Here is a 16,070-nt window from a genome sequence, read left to right as displayed (position 1 = left end):
GAGGGGACATGAAGGTAAACATCGAAATCGACTGCACCCCCCTCGAGGCCCGCCAGTTCTTCGGTCTGCCCGACGTAGGGCCGATGCAAACGGCAGTGATGGACAAGCTGCAGCAGCAGGTGCTCAGCAACATCGAGAAGGTCTCGCCGGAGTCGCTGATCCAGAGCTGGTTCACGTTCGATCCGAAGATCGCCGAGCGGTTTCAGGATATGTTCGTCACGATGGCCGGCCTCGGCGGCACGCGTAGCAGCGACAAGAAAAAATAGTGTCACCCGGGCAGGAGGGGGCGCTGGAGAGAGGCCGGCTTCGTCCGCCGGGTCTCGGCCTGTTGCTCGCCGAAGCCCGTGGCCTGCTCGAACTCAATGCAAGCCTCTTGCTGTCGCCGCTCCTGATGCGGGCGCCGAGTGGCGACGGCCATCCGGTGCTGGCGCTGCCAGGCTTTCTCGCCAGCGACCTCTCGATGGCGCCGATGCGGCGCTATCTCAGCGAGCTCGGCTATGAAGCACATGCCTGGCGGATGGGCCGCAATCTCGGCGGCCTCGGGCGGATGCGGGACGCGCTGCGCGCCCGGCTTGCCGAGATTCATGCAGCGAGCGGGCGCAAGGTCAGCCTGGTCGGATGGAGTCTCGGCGGCGTCTATGCCCGCGATCTTTCGCTTTGGGCGCCCGATATGGTTCGCTACGTCATCACGCTCGGCAGCCCTTTCGCCAATGACGTGCGGGCGACCAACGCCACGCGGCTCTACGAGGCGCTGTCGGGCGAGCGGGTCGAGGATTTTGCCGAAGCGCGCGCGGCGATCGCCGGCGATCTGCCGGTGCCGACAACCTCCATCTATTCGCGGGCCGACGGTGTGGTTAACTGGCGGACCTGCTTGTTGCGTCCCTCCGACCGCGCCGAGAATATTGAAGTGCTCCTGGCGAGCCATATCGGGCTCGGGGTGAATCCGGCGGCGCTGTGGGCGGTGGCCGACCGGCTGGCTCAACCGGAGGGGGAGTTCTCGCCATTTGACCGGGCAGGGCCGTTTGCCATTGCATATCCCCCGCCGGAACAGGCAATATCGGCCTGACGAGAAGCGCCGGCTAAGGCGCCCGTCCAATCTCTGCGGGAGGGAACTATGGCTGACGGTAAGAAGCTGTCGTCGCTGGACGCGTCGTTTCTCTATCTGGAAACGCCGGAAATGCCGATGCATGTCGGAAGCATGGCGATCTTTCGCCTGCCCGACGACTACAAGGGCGACTTCTTCGAAGACTTCAAGGCGATGATCGTCTCGCGGCTGCACATCGCGCCGATCCTGAAGGCGCGGCTGGAGAAGGCGCCGCTCGACATCGACCATCCCTCATGGGTCGAGGACGATCAGTTCGACATCGACCGTCACATCTTCCGGGCCAGCCTGCCGCAGCCGCGCGACCGCGCCACGCTGGAGCGCATCGTCGGCTGGGCCCATGCCAAGCTCCTGAACCGCGCCCGGCCGCTCTGGGAGTTCTACGTGTTCGAGGGCATGAAGGACAACGAGGTCGGGCTCTATTCCAAGATGCACCATGCCGCGATCGACGGCGGCGCCGGCGCGGCGCTGACCAGCATGATCTACGATATCTCGCCGATCCCGCGGAAGATCGAGCCGCCGGCGGCGGGATCCAAACCCGGCCAGGAGCCGCGCGACATCGCCGCCAACCTGCTGGATTCCTATCAGCAATTGTTCAGCCAGTCGCTCGACGCCTCGGCGGCGAAGAAGCTGCAATTGCCGCGCACCGGCAAGAGCGATATCGGCTCGATCCTGTTCGACAACGCGATGTACCAGATCGAAAGCGCAGTGCGCTTTGCCGGCAACATCCCGACCGTGCTCAAGAGCGTGTCCGACGTGCTCGCGAAGGTCGCCGATCCCAGATCGCGCGAAAGCCTTGTCAGCATGGTGTCGCCGCCGACCATGCTCAACAAGAGCATCTCCTCGGAGCGCAGCTTTGCCGGCGTGTCGATCCCGCTGTCGCGGGCGAAGGCGCTGGCCAAGCAGGCCGGCGGCAAGCTCAACGACGTCGTGCTGGCGCTCGCCTCGGGCGTGGTCCGCCGCTATCTCCTGCAATATGGCACGCTGCCGGCGAAATCGCTGACGGCGGCGGTGCCGATCTCGCTGCGCGAGGAGGGCAACACCGAGGCCAACAACCAGGTGTTCGGCATGATCTGTGCGATCGCGACCAACGTCGACGATCCCAAGGCGCGGCTCGAGGCCATCATCGCGCAATCGACCAAATCCAAGGAGATGTCGCATCCCCTGCGCGCGCTGATGCCGCAGGTCTCCAACATCTCGATGCTGGGCGCGCCGATCATGGTGCAGATCCTGGCCTTGCTCTACAGCCGCTCGAACCTCTCGGACGTGCTGCCGCCGGCCGCCAACATCACGGTGTCGAACGTGCCGGGACCGCGGCAGACGCTCTATGCCGCGGGCGCCGAGCTGCTGCACATCTTCCCGGTGTCGATCTCGACGCACGGGCAGGCGCTCAACATCACCGTGCAGAGCTACCGCGACCAGCTCGATTTCGGCTTCATCGTCGGCGCCAACATCGTTCCGCATGTGCAGGTGATGTGCGACATGCTGCCGGAGGAATTCGCCGCACTGGAAGCGGCCTACGCGCCTCCGGCGGCGGACATCAAGGGCGCTGCGGAATAGGGAACTTGTGATGATCGAAATGCCACCACTTCAGTTCGCGACGACGAACGGAATCCGCATGGGCTATTACGAGGCGGGCCCGGCCGACGACAAGCCGCCGGTCGTGCTGTGCCACGGCTGGCCCGAGCTCGCGTTTTCCTGGCGCCACCAGATCAAGGCGCTGAGTGAGGCCGGCATCCGGGTGATCGCCCCGGACCAGCGCGGCTATGGCGCGACCGACCGGCCCGAGCCGGTCGAGGACTATGACATGGAGCATTTGACCGGCGATCTCGTCGGTCTGCTCGATCATCTCAGCATCGACAAGGCGATCTTCGTCGGTCACGACTGGGGCGGCTTCGTCGTCTGGCAGATGCCTTTGCGGCACCCCTCGCGCGTCGCTGGCGTGGTCGGGGTCAACACCCCGCATTGGGACCGCGCGCCGATCGATCCCATCGCGCTGTTTCGCCAGCGCTTCGGCGATCAGATGTATATCGTCCAGTTCCAGGATCCTGCGCGCGAGCCGGACAAGATCTTCGGCAGCCGGGTCGAGCAGACCTTCGATGCCTTCATGCGCAAGCCGGCCACGCGCCCTCCGGGTGCGCCCGAGGAACAGCCGATTGCCGGTATTGGTGCTTCGCCCCGCATCAACCTGGCGTTCCCGCAGATGATCGCGAATTACGACGCCAGACATGATCCGCGCACGCCGATCCTGTCGGCCGAGGAGAAGAAGGTGTTCGTCGACACCTTCACGAAGACCGGCTTCACCGGCGGCATCAACTGGTATCGCAACTTCACGCGCAATTGGCAGCGGGCGAAGGGACTGGATCATCACGTCCACGTGCCGTCATTGATGATCATGGCCGAGAACGACGCGGTGCTGCCGCCGTCTGCGGCGGACGGCATGGAGAATCTGATCGGCGATCTCGAGAAGTATCTGGTGAAGGACAGCGGCCACTGGACGCAGCAGGAGAAGCCGGAGGAGGTCAGCGCCAAGCTGATCGAATGGCGTAGAAGGCGGTTTGGGTGAGGATCCGGTCGTCCACGTAAGTCAGACGTCATTCCGGGTCCGATGCTGCGCATCACCCCGGAATGACGGCAAGAGGGGGAAGCGTAGTTAAATGTCATCCACGAATCGTCTGGAGCCGATCCCGCATCCGCCGACCAAGCCCGTGGTCGGCAACATGCTGTCGCTGGATTCGGCTGCGCCCGTGCAGCACCTGACAAGGCTCGCCAAGGAGCTCGGCCCGATCTTCTGGCTCGACATGATGGGCTCGCCGATCGTGGTTGTCTCCGGCCACGATCTCGTCGACGAGCTTTCCGATGAGAAGCGCTTCGACAAGACGGTGCGCGGCGCGCTGCGGCGCGTGCGCGCGGTCGGCGGCGATGGCCTGTTCACGGCCGATACCAAGGAGCCGAACTGGAGCAAGGCGCACAACATCCTGCTTCAGCCGTTCGGCAACCGCGCCATGCAGTCCTATCACGGCAGCATGGTCGATATCGCCGAACAGCTGGTCCAGAAATGGGAGCGGCTCAACGCCGACGACGAGATCGACGTCGTGCACGACATGACCGCGCTGACGCTGGACACGATCGGCCTGTGCGGATTCGACTATCGCTTCAATTCGTTCTATCGGCGCGACTACCATCCCTTCGTCGAGTCGCTGGTGCGCTCGCTCGAAACCATCATGATGACGCGCGGCTTGCCGTTCGAGCAGCTCTGGATGCAGAAGCGGCGCAAGACGCTGGCCGAAGACGTCGCCTTCATGAACAAGATGGTCGACCAGATCATTGCCGAACGGCGCAAGAGCGCAGAGGCCATCGACGACAAGAAGGACATGCTCGCCGCGATGATGACCGGCGTCGACAGGGCGACCGGCGAGCAGCTCGACGACGTCAACATCCGTTACCAGATCAACACGTTTCTGATTGCGGGCCACGAGACCACCAGCGGCCTGTTGTCGTACACGCTCTATGCGCTGCTCAAGCACCCGGACATCCTCAAGAAGGCCTATGACGAGGTCGATCGCGTTTTCGGCCCCGACGTCAATGCGAAGCCGACCTATCAGCAGGTGACGCAGCTCACCTACATCACGCAGATCCTGAAGGAGGCGCTGCGGCTTTGGCCGCCGGCGCCGGCCTATGGCATCTCGCCGCTGAACGACGAGACGATCGGCGGCAGGTACAAGCTTCGGAAGGGCACCTTCACCACGATCCTGGTGACCGCCCTGCATCGCGATCCCTCCGTCTGGGGTCCGAATCCCGATGCCTTCGATCCCGAGAATTTCAGCCGTGAGGCGGAAGCGAAGCGCCCGATCAATGCCTGGAAGCCGTTCGGCAACGGCCAGCGCGCCTGCATCGGCCGCGGCTTCGCCATGCACGAGGCCGCGCTTGCGCTCGGCATGATCCTGCAGCGCTTCAAGCTGATCGATCACCAGCGCTACCAGATGCATCTGAAGGAGACACTGACGATCAAGCCGGAGGGCTTCAAGATCAAGGTGCGTCCGCGCGCCGATCGCGAGCGCGGTGCCTATGGCGGACCGATTGCGGCCGCCGGTTCGGCGCCGAAGGCCCCGCGCCGGCCGACGGCCCGGCCCGGCCACAACACGCCGATGCTGGTGCTCTATGGCTCCAATCTCGGCACCGCCGAGGAGCTCGCGACGCGCATGGCCGACCTTGCGGAGATCAACGGCTTTGCCGTGCATCTCGGCCCGCTCGACGATTACGTCGGCAAGCTGCCGCAGGAGGGCGGCGTGCTGATCATCTGCGCCTCCTACAACGGCGCGCCGCCCGACAATGCGACGCAGTTCGTCAAATGGCTTGGCGGCGATTTGCCGAAGGATGCCTTCGCCGGCGTGCGCTACGCCGTGTTCGGTTGCGGCAACAGCGACTGGGCCGCGACCTATCAATCGGTGCCGCGCCTGATCGACGAGCAATTGTCGAAGCATGGCGCCCGTGCGGTCTATCCGCGCGGCGAAGGCGATGCGCGCAGCGATCTCGATGGCCAGTTCCAGAAATGGTTCCCCGCCGCCGCCCAGGTCGCGACCAAGGAATTCGGCATCGACTGGAATTTCACCCGCACCGCGGAGGACGATCCGCTCTATGCGATCGAGCCGGTCGCGGTCACCGCCGTCAACACTATCGTTGCCCAGGGCGGCGCGGTGGCGATGAAGGTGCTCGCCAACGACGAGCTTCAGAACAAGAGCGGGCCCGATCCGTCCGAGCGCTCGACGCGCCACATCGAGGTGCAGCTGCCGGCCAACGTTAGTTACCGGGTCGGCGATCACCTCAGTGTCGTCCCGCGCAATGATCCGACGCTGGTGGATTCGGTGGCCCGTCGCTTCGGGTTCCTCCCGGCCGACCAGATCAGGCTGCAGGTTGCCGAGGGGCGCCGCGCCCAATTGCCGGTCGGCGAGGCCGTGTCGGTCGGCCGCCTGCTCAGCGAGTTCGTCGAGCTGCAGCAGGTCGCAACCCGCAAGCAGATCCAGATCATGGCCGAGCACACCCGCTGCCCGGTCACCAAGCCGAAGCTGCTGGCCTTCGTCGGCGAGGAGACCGAGCCGCTCGAGCGTTACCGCGCCGAGATTTTCGCCAAGCGCAAATCGGTGTTCGACCTGTTGCTCGAATATCCGGCCTGCGAATTGCCGTTCCACGTCTATCTGGAGATGCTCTCGCTGCTGGCACCGCGCTATTATTCGATCTCGTCCTCGCCATCGGTCGATCCCGCGCGTTGCAGCATCACGGTCGGCGTGGTCGAAGGGCTGGCCGCCTCCGGGCGTGGGGTCTACAAGGGCATCTGCTCGAACTATCTCGCCAATCGCCGCGTCGGCGACGTCGTCTACGCCACCGTGCGTGAAACCAAGGCCGGCTTCCGGCTTCCCGAGGATCCGTCGGCGCCGATCATCATGATCGGCCCGGGCACGGGCCTCGCGCCGTTCCGCGGCTTCCTCCAGGAACGCGCCGCGCGCAAGGCCAAGGGCGCGACGCTTGGGCCATCCATGCTGTTCTTCGGCTGCCGCCATCCCGACCAGGATTTTCTCTACGCCGACGAGCTGAAGGCGCTGGCCGCAAGCGGCATCACCGAGCTGTTCACGGCGTTCTCGCGCGCCGAGGGACCGAAGACATATGTGCAGCACGTGCTGGCCGCACAGAAGGACAAGGTCTGGCCGCTGGTCGAGCAGGGCGCGATCATCTATGTCTGCGGCGACGGCGGCAAGATGGAGCCCGACGTCAAGGCGGCGTTGGTCGCAATCCACCGCGAGAAGAGCGGCGGTGACGCGGCCGCCAGTGCCCGCTGGATCGAGGCGATGGGCACGAACAACCGCTATGTGCTCGACGTCTGGGCGGGTGGGTGATTGTTCGTCCGATCGTGCTAAACGTCGGGGATGATTCCCTGGGAAAAGATCGACACCGCCAGGATTCCCGGTTCCGACGAGGAGCTCCGGCTGATGCGGCGGGGCAAGGAATTCTCGATCAAGCTCGGCACCAACGAGCTGATGAACAATCGCTTGTCCGGTTCGGAAGCCGCGCTCGCAACGCTCGCGGCGAAGCAGATCGAGAAGGTCAAGAAGCCCGTCGTCCTGATCGGCGGCCTCGGCATGGGCTTTACGCTTCGTGCGGCGCTCACCGTGCTTGGGCCCAAGGCGAAGATCGTGGTGTCCGAACTGGTGCCGGCGGTGGTGGCCTGGGCGAAAGGTCCGATGGCGGAGGTCTTCGGCGACAGCCTCGATGATGTCAGAGTGAATATCCGGGAAATCGACGTCGGCGAAATCATCCGCGCGCAGCGGTCGGCCTTCGACGCCATTCTCCTCGACGTCGACAATGGGCCGGAAGGGCTGACCCGCAAGGGCAATGACGCGCTCTACAGCACGAGCGGGCTCTCGGCAGCGAAGACGGCGCTGCGCCCGGGCGGCGTGCTCGCGGTCTGGTCGTCGGGACCCAACCCCGCCTTCACCAGGCGTCTCCGCACCGCCGGCTTCGACGTGAACGAAGTCAATGTCCGCGCCACCGGGCGAGGCGGTGGCGCGCGCCATGTAATCTGGATCGCGAAGAAGAGTTAAGCGGCCTGCGCGGCCGCGCCATGGGCGTGCTTGTCGATGGCGTCGATGATCTCCGGCCAGAACCGCATCGGCAGCGCGTGGCCCATGCCTTCGATCATCAACAATTTGGCGTTCGGGATTGACGCCGCCGTGTCCTTGCCGCCTTCGGGGCGGACCAGCGGATCGACGGTGCCGTGAATGACCAGTGTCGGTGTCATCACCGCGTGCAGCCGCTCCTTCCGGCTGCCGGACGCCAGCACGGCGCGGAGCTGACGGCCGACGCCGGCCGGATTGAGTCCGCGCGCGAACACGCGCTCGGCACGCTCGGGGTCGAGCGCTTCCTCCTCCGGAAAATGTCCGGCGCGCAACACCTTCCAGGTCTGGCCATAACGGACGATGAACTCCTCCTTGCTGCGCGGCGGCGGCGCCATCAGCATTGCGGCGGCTTCGCGCGACGGCGGCGGGATGCGCGGATTGCCTGTGGTCGACATGATCGATGTCAACGAACGGACGCGGTGCGGAAACGACAGCACCACCTCCTGGGCGATCATGCCGCCCATGGACGCGCCGACCAGATGCGCCGACTTGATGTCGAGCGCATCCATCAAGGCGACCGTGTCCTTCGCCATGTCGATCAGCTTGTAGGTCGCGGCGACGGGAATCCTGAGGAAGCGCAGCTTCAGCAGCTCGAGCGGCGTCAGGCGCTTGCCGCCGGTGAGATGGCTCGACTTGCCGATATCGCGATTGTCGAAACGGATCACGCGGAAACCCCGCGCGGCAAGCTGCTCGCAGAACGCATCGTCCCAGTGGATCATCTGCGCTCCCAAACCCATGATCAGCAGCAGCGGTTCGGCATTGTCGTTGCCAAAGATCTCGTAGCAGATGTCGATGCCGTTGGCGCGGACGGTCTGGGGCGGCTGATGGGTGGTCACGGATCCCTCCTGCTGATCGGTGTTGTATCGCACGGTTTCCCGCCGCAAAGAAGCGGCGCGCCGAGCAGCGAGTGCGCTTGCCGGTTGACCGGCACCGCGCAACGGTGTGGTATGGCGGGAAAAGAAGGGCATCGCAGCTCTCGATTTCAGGAGGACGCCGATGACCGACAAGACCAACGACCCCGTTGCCACGTGGCAGAAGATGGTCGGCGAGATGGAGAAGGGGTTCAACTCTTTCGCCAACCAGGCCATGTCGTCGCCGGAATTTTCACAGGCGATGAACCGCGCCGGCGGAGTTGCTGCAGGTGCTCAGAAGCAGCTCGGCGAACTCATGGAGAAATATCTCGTTACGATGAACCTGCCGAGCCGGGAGCAGGTCACTGGTCTTGCGGAACGGCTCCAGTCGGTCGAGGCGCAGATCGGCGAGATCAAGGCGATGCTGAGCCAGATGGCGGCGAATTCCGGCATCACGCAAGGCTTCGATAGCACCCCGCGGCCGCCTCGGACGAAGCGCCCGCCTTCCGAGCCCGGAGAGCCGACATGAACGGGCCGGCGGGACTTGATCTCGCGTCCATCCCGGAGCGGATCCAGACCGAGGTGCAGCGCGCCATCCAGCGCAGCATCAAGGGCGTTGAATATTTCTCGACCTCGGGCCCTTCGCTCGGCTCGACGCCGAAGGACGTGCTGCATTCGCGCGGCACCATGAACCTTTATCACTACCGGCCGATGTCGGACGAGATCTACCGGGTGCCGGTGCTGATCGTGATGGCGACCACCAATCGCGGCTACATCCTCGACCTCGTCCCCGGGCAGAGCTTCATCGAGTTCCTGCTCAAGCGCGGTTTCGACGTCTACATGCTCGACTGGAGCGCGCCGCGGCCGGAGGAGAAGAGCCTGCGGATGGAGGACTATGTCCTCGACTTCATCCCGGACTGCGTCCGCCGTGTGCAGGCCGATTCCGGTGAGCAGGACGTCTCCGTCATCGGCTATTGCTTCGGTGGCGTGCTGTCGCTGCTGTACGGCTCGATCCACAAGGACGGGCCGATGAAGAACCTGATCTGCTTCACCACGCCGATCGACTTCCGCGAGATGAAGTTGTTCTCGAACTTCTCCGACCGTCGTTATTTCGACGTCGACCGTCTCGTCGACAGCGTCGGCAACGTGCCGCCGGAAATGATCCTGTCTTCGTTCGAGATGCTGCGCCCGGCCTCGCGCACGGTGAGCCAGATCCAGCTCTGGGAGAACATCTGGAACGACGAGTTCGTCAAATCCTACCGCATGTTTGATCGCTGGGCGACCGACACGCTGCCGCTGGCCGGCGAATATTTCCGCACCATCACCAAGGACCTGATGTGGGACAACAAGCTGTTCAACGACGCCATGTCGGTCGGCGGCCGTGCGGCGAAGCTCGAGAACATCAAGGTGCCGATCCTGCATGCGGTCGCCGAGCACGACCACATCGTGCCGTATGAGGCCGCCAAGCACCTGATCGCGAAGATCGGATCTGCGGACAAGGAAGAGGTGATCCTGAAAGGCGGTCACGTCTCGCTGGTCGCGGGCGCCAACGCCGTGAAGCGGCTATGGCCGAAACTGGATTCCTGGCTGGGAAAGAGATCGATATGAGCGAGCAACGTTCCTATCCGCGTCACGTCAAGACGGACGCCGGCGATATCGAGATTCGTCTGATGGCGCCCGCGGACGAGGCCGCGGTGCTCGCCTTCGGCAAGGGTCTGCCAACCCACGATTTGCTGTTCCTGCCCCGCAATATCAGCGAGCCGAAGGTGCTGTCGGCCTGGGTCAAGGAGATCGAGCGGGGCGCGATCACGAGCCTGCTCGCGGTCAGGGACGGCAAGGTCGTCGGCTGCGGCACGCTGGTGCGCGATCCCCATTCCTGGTCGCCCCATGTTGGCGAGATCCGGATGGTGGTCTCGCTCGAAGTGCGCGGGAAGGGAGTGGGGCGGGCGCTGTCGCAGGAGACCTTTGCGCTCGCACTCGGGGCGGGCCTGGAAAAGCTCTCGGTCCAGATGACGGTCGACCAGCAGGCGGCGATCGCCGTGTTCGAGAGCCTCGGCTTCAAGGCCGAAGCGCTGCTGCGGGACCACGTTCGGGACGTCGACGGCAAGACCCATGACATCGTCGTGCTCGGTCACAACATCGCGCAGGTCCAGGCCCAGATGGAGGCCTATGGGCTGCCGGGGGCGGTGCAGCACTAGGGATCGCCAAAAGGCGGTCGATAGGGGTCGAGTGGCCAAGGAGGCATCAGGATGCCTCTTATTCAGCTTCATCACCATTTCGTGATATCGCAGTGCAATATGGATGTTGCATCGCACAATTAATTATGCCATATAGGTCGTGCCCCGGGCCAATGCGGACGGGGTGAGCCCATAGCTCAGAGCAATGAGGATGGAGAGAACCCCATGACCACTGAAACCAACACCGCTTTCGAGGGCTTCAAGGACGCTTTCAAGAACATCCAGAATCTGGAAGTTCCCGAGGCTGCCCGCGAGTTCGTCAAGAAGACCGCCAACACCGCCAAGGACCGTGCTGCCGAGGCTTTCGCAGGCTCCGAGCGCGTGACCGCCGCCGTCGAGAACGCGGTGACCGAATCCGTCGCTGAAGCCGGCAAGATCAGCCGCAACATCCAGCAGGCGATCTACGACGACGCCGAGGCGTTCCTCTCGAGCATCGACAAGCTCGCGTCCGCCAAGTCGTTCAGCGAGGCCGTCGAGATCCAGTCGGGCCTGCTCCGCTCGCGCGGCGAAGTGTTCGTCTCGCGTGCCAAGGCGACCGCCGACTATTTCGGCAAGCTCGCTGCCAATGGTGCGAAGTCCGCGCAGGACAATTTTGCCAAGGTCTACAACAAGACCGCCTGATCTGGCGCCTGAGCAGAAACTGAATTTGAGGCCCGCTTCGGCGGGCCTTTTGTTTCTTGCGCAGCAGCCGCCATCGTCTCCGCCGTCATTGCGAGGAGCCCTTGCGACGAAGCAATCCAGAGTCGTTCCACGGAAAGATTCTGGATTGCTTCGCTTCGCTCGCAATGACGAGTACTGTGACGCAGTGATGACTCCACCCGCCACCTTCACCTTCGACAGCCCCGGCGACGCCGAACGCGCGGCCGAGCTGCGCCGCGTCAAGGCGCTGGCGACGCTGGTGCTTGCCTCGACGCTTGCGCTCTTCATCGTGGCAAAATGGCTCCTGCCGGTGCATCCGTTGTTCGGCTTCATCGCCGCCTTCGCGGAAGCCGCGACCATCGGCGGCCTCGCCGACTGGTATGCCGTGGTTGCCCTGTTCAAGCGGCCGCTCGGCCTGCCGATCCCGCATACCGCCATCATCCAGAGCAACCAGGCGCGCATCGCGGACAAGCTCGGCGAGTTCATCCAGGTGCATTTCCTCGAGGCCGGTCCCGTCGAGGCCAAGCTGAAGGAAATCGATTTCGGCTCCTTCGTTGCCGACTGGCTGCGCGACCGCAAGCGCAGCGATGATCTGGCTCGCTTCGCGCTCCGCCTGTTGCCCGAGGCCTTCTCGGCGACGGAGACCTCAGGCTTGATGACCTTCATCATCCGCCGCATGTCATCGCAGCTCCAGGCGATCGACCTTGCGCCGCTTGCCGCCGGTACGCTGCGCGGCTTCGTGGCGGAGGGACGCCACCAGATCCTGTTCGACGATCTCCTGCGGGTGATGCACGAGACGCTGAATCAGAAAGAGACGATGGCGATGATCCGCGAGAAGGTGCGCGCGGAATTGCCGACCCTGCTCAGGCTCTACCGTGCCGACAAGTTTCTGGTGAACAAGATCGTCGCGTCCGCCACCGCGTTCTTCAACGAGGTGCGCAGCGATGCCAAGCATCCGTTCCGCAGCGAGTTCGATCGCATGGTGCTGAGCTTCGTCGACCGGCTCGGCACCGATCAGGCCTATATCGACCGCATCGCCGGTTTGAAGCGTGACCTGCTGGCGCGGCCCGAGCTCGCCGAACTTGCCCGCACGGTCTGGGCCAATACACGCTCGTTCATCGAGCGCAGCGCGAGCGGCGAAACGCAGGTGCTGCAGCATCATCTCGCCGGCATGTTCGTCGCGGCAGGCGAAGCGCTTGCCGGCGATGCCGAGCTGCGCGGCGAGATCAACAAGGGCCTGGTGACGGTGTTGCGCAGCTTCATTGCCGATCAGAAGAGCGGCGTATCGATCTTCATCTCCGATCAGGTCAAGGCATGGGATATGGCGCAGCTGATTTCGCTGATCGAAATCAATATCGGTCGCGATCTGCAATACATCCGCTTCAACGGCTCGCTGATCGGCGGCCTCGCCGGCTTGGCGCTCTACTCCGTAGAATTCCTGCTCCGATGGCTGTGACTTTTGCGTCACGGCTTCCGGCATTAGCACACAAGCCTATTGTCGCCTGAGGTCTGCCCGGCTTCAATGCCGGGAACCGGCTGCGCAGCTGATTCATGTTGCAGTGCGGAACGATCAAGAAGCCGGAGAGTTGGAATTCAGATTTGCCGGCCTCATCCCGGCGTCCTTTATCCAGTTCTTCCCAGGGGAAACATTGATGACCGCTACTGCCCAGACGCTGCGTCCGCCGTCCCGCACCCTGATGTTTCTGGAGGGACGCGCGATCCACGAGTTCGGCGCATTCCTCGGCGCACTTCCGCTGCTGAGCCTCGCGCCGCGCGGCGATGGGCACCCCGTGCTGGTGTTGCCGGGCCTCGTGGCTTCGGACGCGTCCACACGCGCGCTACGTTCGTTTCTGACCAGCAAGGGCTACGCGGTGAGCGGTTGGCGCCAGGGCCGCAATTACGGCCTGCGCGACGGCGTGCAGCACGCGATGGTCGATCTGGTCGAGGAGCTCAGCGAAACGCACGGCCGCAAGCTCAGTCTGGTCGGCTGGAGCCTCGGCGGCCTCTATGCCCGTCAGCTCGCCAAGATGATGCCCGACCGCGTGCGCCAGGTGATTACGCTCGGCAGCCCCTTCGCCGGCAATCCCCGCTCCACCAATGCCTGGCGCGTCTATGAATGGGCCAGCGGACGGAAGGCCGATGAGGTCGATCCGCGGTTTGGCGGCGAGCTTGCCGTGCCGCCGCCGGTGCCGACCACCGCCATCTTCAGCCGCACCGACGGCGTCTGCGCCTGGCAGGGCTGCATGGAGAAAACGGGAGCGCAGACCGAGAGCATCGAGGTCGAGAGCAGCCATTGCGGCATGGGCCATCATCCGGCCGTGGTCTATGCAGTGGCCGATCGCCTCGCGCAAAAGGAAGGCCAATGGCGTCCGTTCGATCGCAGCGGCTGGCGCAGTGTGGTCTATCCCGATCCGCATCGGTAGTCGGGCCTGCATGGTTCGAGACGCGCGGCTTTGCCGCGCTCCTCACCACGAGGGTCGAAATAAGTGATGCCGCGCAAAGACGGGCAGACCTCATCCTGAGGAGGCGCGAAAGCGCCGTCTCGAAGGATCGAGCCCGGCTCCCTGCTTCGATGGTCGCCCCGTCCATTGTCGCGCCGGCGCCAAACGCGCTATGCCTGCCGCATGGCGCATCCGCTCTCCCGCATCATCGACCAGCTCAAGCGTGAACCGTCGCGCACCGGCTCCATCGTCATCACCGTGTTCGGCGATGCCATCGTGCCGCGCGGCGGCGTGGTGTGGCTCGGCACGCTGCTGAAATTCTTCGAGGGTCTGGACATCGACAGTGGGGTTGTCCGCACCGCGATGTCTCGGCTTGCGGCCGACGGCTGGCTCACCCGGGAGAAGGTCGGCCGCAACAGTTTCTATCGACTTGCCGACAAGGGACGCCAGACATTCGAAGCCGCCACGCGCCACATCTACGACCCGCCGCCGTCGGACTGGACCGGGCGCTTCGAGCTGCTGCTGATCGGCAACGGCGAGGATCGTGACGTCTCGCGCGAGGCGCTTCGCAACGCCGGCTTCGGCAGTCCGTTGCCGGGGGTGTGGGTTGCGCCATCGGGCCTGCCGGTGCCGGATGAAGCTGCGGGCGCCATCCGGCTCGAAGTCTCGGCGGAGGATGACAGCGGCCGCCGCCTCCTCAGCGCGAGCTGGCCGCTGCAGCGCACTGCGGACGCCTATCTGAAATTCATGAAGACGTTCGAGCCGCTGCGCGCCGCGATTGCGCGCGGCACGGAGCTGTCCGAGGCCGACGCCTTCACCGCGCGCATCCTGCTGATCCACTATTATCGCCGTGTCGTGCTGCGCGATCCGCTGCTGCCTGAAAGCCTGTTGCCGGCGGATTGGCCGGGCAGGGCGGCCCGCGAGCTTTGCGGCGAAATCTATCGCGCGTTGCTCGCTCCGTCCGAGCAATGGCTCGATGGTCATGGAACCAATGAAAAGGGGCCATTGCCGCCGGCGCGAAAACTCCTGGAACGGAGGTTCGAAGCCTGACCTTTATGTTACAGAAATATCTTGCATGAGATAGTTCTTGTTATATATTGCCTCTCAATCAAATGGGAGGATGCGCATGTATACTCAGGCGCTGAACACGGTCGAGACCGACGACCGCGGTCTTGAGGATGCGGCCAAGGCTGCGCAATTCCAGGCCCGCATCGACGCCGAGGAGCGGATCGAGCCGAACGACTGGATGCCGGCAGCCTATCGCAAGACGCTCACCCGCCAGATCTCCCAGCACGCCCATTCCGAAGTCGTCGGCATGCTGCCGGAAGGCAACTGGATCACGCGCGCGCCGACCCTGCGCCGCAAGGCCGCGCTGCTCGCCAAGGTGCAGGACGAGTGCGGCCACGGCCTCTATCTCTACGCCGCTGCCGAGACGCTTGGCGCCTCGCGCGAAGAGCTGGTCGACGCGATGCTCGCCGGCAAAGCCAAGTACTCCTCGATCTTCAATTATCCGACGCTGACCTGGGCCGATATCGGCACCATCGGCTGGCTTGTCGACGGCGCCGCGATCATGAACCAGATCCCGCTGTGCCGCTGCTCCTACGGCCCCTATGCGCGCGCGATGATCAGGGTCTGCAAGGAGGAGTCCTTCCACCAGCGCCAGGGCTACGAGATCATGCTGACGCTGTGCCGGGGCTCGGACGAGCAGAAGGCGATGGCGCAGGACGCGCTGAATAGATGGTGGTGGCCGGTGCTGATGATGTTCGGCCCGCCCGATGCGGCGAGCCAGCACAGCGACACCTCGACGAGGTGGAAGATCAAACGCTTCTCCAATGACGAGCTGCGCCAGAAATTCGTCGATGCCACCGTTCCGCAGGCGCAGTATCTCGGCCTCACCATTCCAGATCCCGGCATGACGCAGGATGCCGAAGGACACTGGCGCTACAGCGAGATCGACTGGGCCGAATTCAAGCAGGTGCTCGCCGGCAACGGCCCCTGCAATCGTGACCGCATCGCCGCGCGCCGCAAGGCCCATGCGGAGGGCGCCTGGGTGCGTGAGGCGGCCGCAGCCTATGCGGCGAAGCGCGCGCAACGCCAGACCGCGCAAGCCGCGGAATAGGGAGACCAAT

General features: G+C 64.4%; 15 protein-coding genes. 14 read left to right on the top strand and 1 reads right to left on the bottom strand.

Annotated elements, in window-relative coordinates:
- Nucleotides 1–8 precede the first annotated feature (8 nt).
- The 6 genes from D6B98_RS08025 (at nucleotide 9) to D6B98_RS08000 (ending at nucleotide 7,698) form a co-directional block, all read left to right on the top strand.
- The gene (locus D6B98_RS08025; protein ID WP_028135213.1) at nucleotides 9–266 is read left to right on the top strand and encodes a DUF6489 family protein; all 258 of its coding nucleotides are present in this window, start codon (nucleotides 9–11) and stop codon (nucleotides 264–266) included.
- Nucleotides 266–1,066 carry an esterase/lipase family protein gene (locus D6B98_RS08020; RefSeq protein WP_126256466.1) on the top strand — a complete coding sequence of 267 codons (801 nt, stop codon included), beginning with the start codon at nucleotides 266–268 and terminating at the stop codon, nucleotides 1,064–1,066. Before D6B98_RS08025 ends, D6B98_RS08020 begins: the two co-directional genes overlap by 1 nt.
- 48 nt (nucleotides 1,067–1,114) lie before the next feature.
- Nucleotides 1,115–2,662 (top strand): WS/DGAT/MGAT family O-acyltransferase, encoded by a 1,548-nt coding sequence (locus D6B98_RS08015; protein ID WP_126256465.1) that lies wholly within the window; start codon nucleotides 1,115–1,117, stop codon nucleotides 2,660–2,662.
- A 10-nt stretch (nucleotides 2,663–2,672) separates the two neighbouring features.
- Nucleotides 2,673–3,668 (top strand): alpha/beta fold hydrolase, encoded by a 996-nt coding sequence (locus tag D6B98_RS08010; RefSeq protein WP_126256464.1) that lies wholly within the window; start codon nucleotides 2,673–2,675, stop codon nucleotides 3,666–3,668.
- 91 nt (nucleotides 3,669–3,759) lie between these two features.
- The gene (locus tag D6B98_RS08005; protein WP_126256463.1) at nucleotides 3,760–6,993 is read left to right on the top strand and encodes a bifunctional cytochrome P450/NADPH--P450 reductase; all 3,234 of its coding nucleotides are present in this window, start codon (nucleotides 3,760–3,762) and stop codon (nucleotides 6,991–6,993) included.
- A gap of 30 nt (nucleotides 6,994–7,023) precedes the next feature.
- Nucleotides 7,024–7,698, top strand: a complete 675-nt coding sequence (locus D6B98_RS08000; RefSeq protein ID WP_126256462.1) for a spermidine synthase family protein — start codon at nucleotides 7,024–7,026, stop codon at nucleotides 7,696–7,698.
- Here D6B98_RS08000 and D6B98_RS07995 read toward each other — a convergent pair.
- On the bottom strand, nucleotides 7,695–8,609 hold the full coding sequence (locus D6B98_RS07995) for an alpha/beta fold hydrolase (protein WP_126256461.1): 915 nt from the start codon (nucleotides 8,607–8,609) through the stop codon (nucleotides 7,695–7,697). The genes D6B98_RS08000 and D6B98_RS07995 overlap by 4 nt on opposite strands.
- Nucleotides 8,610–8,769: 160 nt before the next feature.
- Between D6B98_RS07995 and D6B98_RS07990 the strand changes: the two genes are divergently transcribed.
- The 8 genes from D6B98_RS07990 (at nucleotide 8,770) to paaA (ending at nucleotide 16,060) form a co-directional block, all read left to right on the top strand.
- Nucleotides 8,770–9,153: a hypothetical protein gene (locus D6B98_RS07990; RefSeq protein ID WP_126256460.1), complete on the top strand. Its 384-nt coding sequence runs from the start codon at nucleotides 8,770–8,772 to the stop codon at nucleotides 9,151–9,153.
- Complete coding sequence (locus D6B98_RS07985) at nucleotides 9,150–10,232, top strand: PHA/PHB synthase family protein (RefSeq protein ID WP_126256459.1); 1,083 nt, start codon at nucleotides 9,150–9,152, stop codon at nucleotides 10,230–10,232. The genes D6B98_RS07990 and D6B98_RS07985 overlap by 4 nt, the downstream gene beginning before the upstream one ends.
- The gene (locus D6B98_RS07980) at nucleotides 10,229–10,822 is read left to right on the top strand and encodes a GNAT family N-acetyltransferase (RefSeq protein WP_164718465.1); all 594 of its coding nucleotides are present in this window, start codon (nucleotides 10,229–10,231) and stop codon (nucleotides 10,820–10,822) included. The genes D6B98_RS07985 and D6B98_RS07980 overlap by 4 nt, the downstream gene beginning before the upstream one ends.
- 204 nt (nucleotides 10,823–11,026) lie before the next feature.
- Entirely contained in the window at nucleotides 11,027–11,482 is a 456-nt protein-coding gene (locus tag D6B98_RS07975; RefSeq protein WP_126256457.1) for a phasin, read from the top strand.
- Between the two features lie 187 nt (nucleotides 11,483–11,669).
- Nucleotides 11,670–12,956, top strand: coding sequence for a DUF445 domain-containing protein (locus tag D6B98_RS07970; RefSeq protein ID WP_126256456.1), 1,287 nt, complete (start codon nucleotides 11,670–11,672; stop codon nucleotides 12,954–12,956).
- Between the two features lie 196 nt (nucleotides 12,957–13,152).
- Complete coding sequence (locus D6B98_RS07965) at nucleotides 13,153–13,923, top strand: esterase/lipase family protein (RefSeq protein ID WP_126256455.1); 771 nt, start codon at nucleotides 13,153–13,155, stop codon at nucleotides 13,921–13,923.
- Nucleotides 13,924–14,124: 201 nt separating this feature from the next.
- Nucleotides 14,125–14,991 (top strand): phenylacetic acid degradation operon negative regulatory protein PaaX, encoded by an 867-nt coding sequence (gene paaX, locus D6B98_RS07960; protein WP_126256454.1) that lies wholly within the window; start codon nucleotides 14,125–14,127, stop codon nucleotides 14,989–14,991.
- A 76-nt stretch (nucleotides 14,992–15,067) separates the two neighbouring features.
- Nucleotides 15,068–16,060: a 1,2-phenylacetyl-CoA epoxidase subunit PaaA gene (paaA, locus tag D6B98_RS07955; protein ID WP_164718464.1), complete on the top strand. Its 993-nt coding sequence runs from the start codon at nucleotides 15,068–15,070 to the stop codon at nucleotides 16,058–16,060.
- The last annotated feature ends 10 nt before the right edge of the window (nucleotides 16,061–16,070 follow it).

The organism is Bradyrhizobium sp. LVM 105, assembly GCF_003957705.1.
GTDB lineage: Bacteria > Pseudomonadota > Alphaproteobacteria > Rhizobiales > Xanthobacteraceae > Bradyrhizobium > Bradyrhizobium frederickii.
This window is presented reverse-complemented; position numbering and strand designations above follow the sequence as displayed.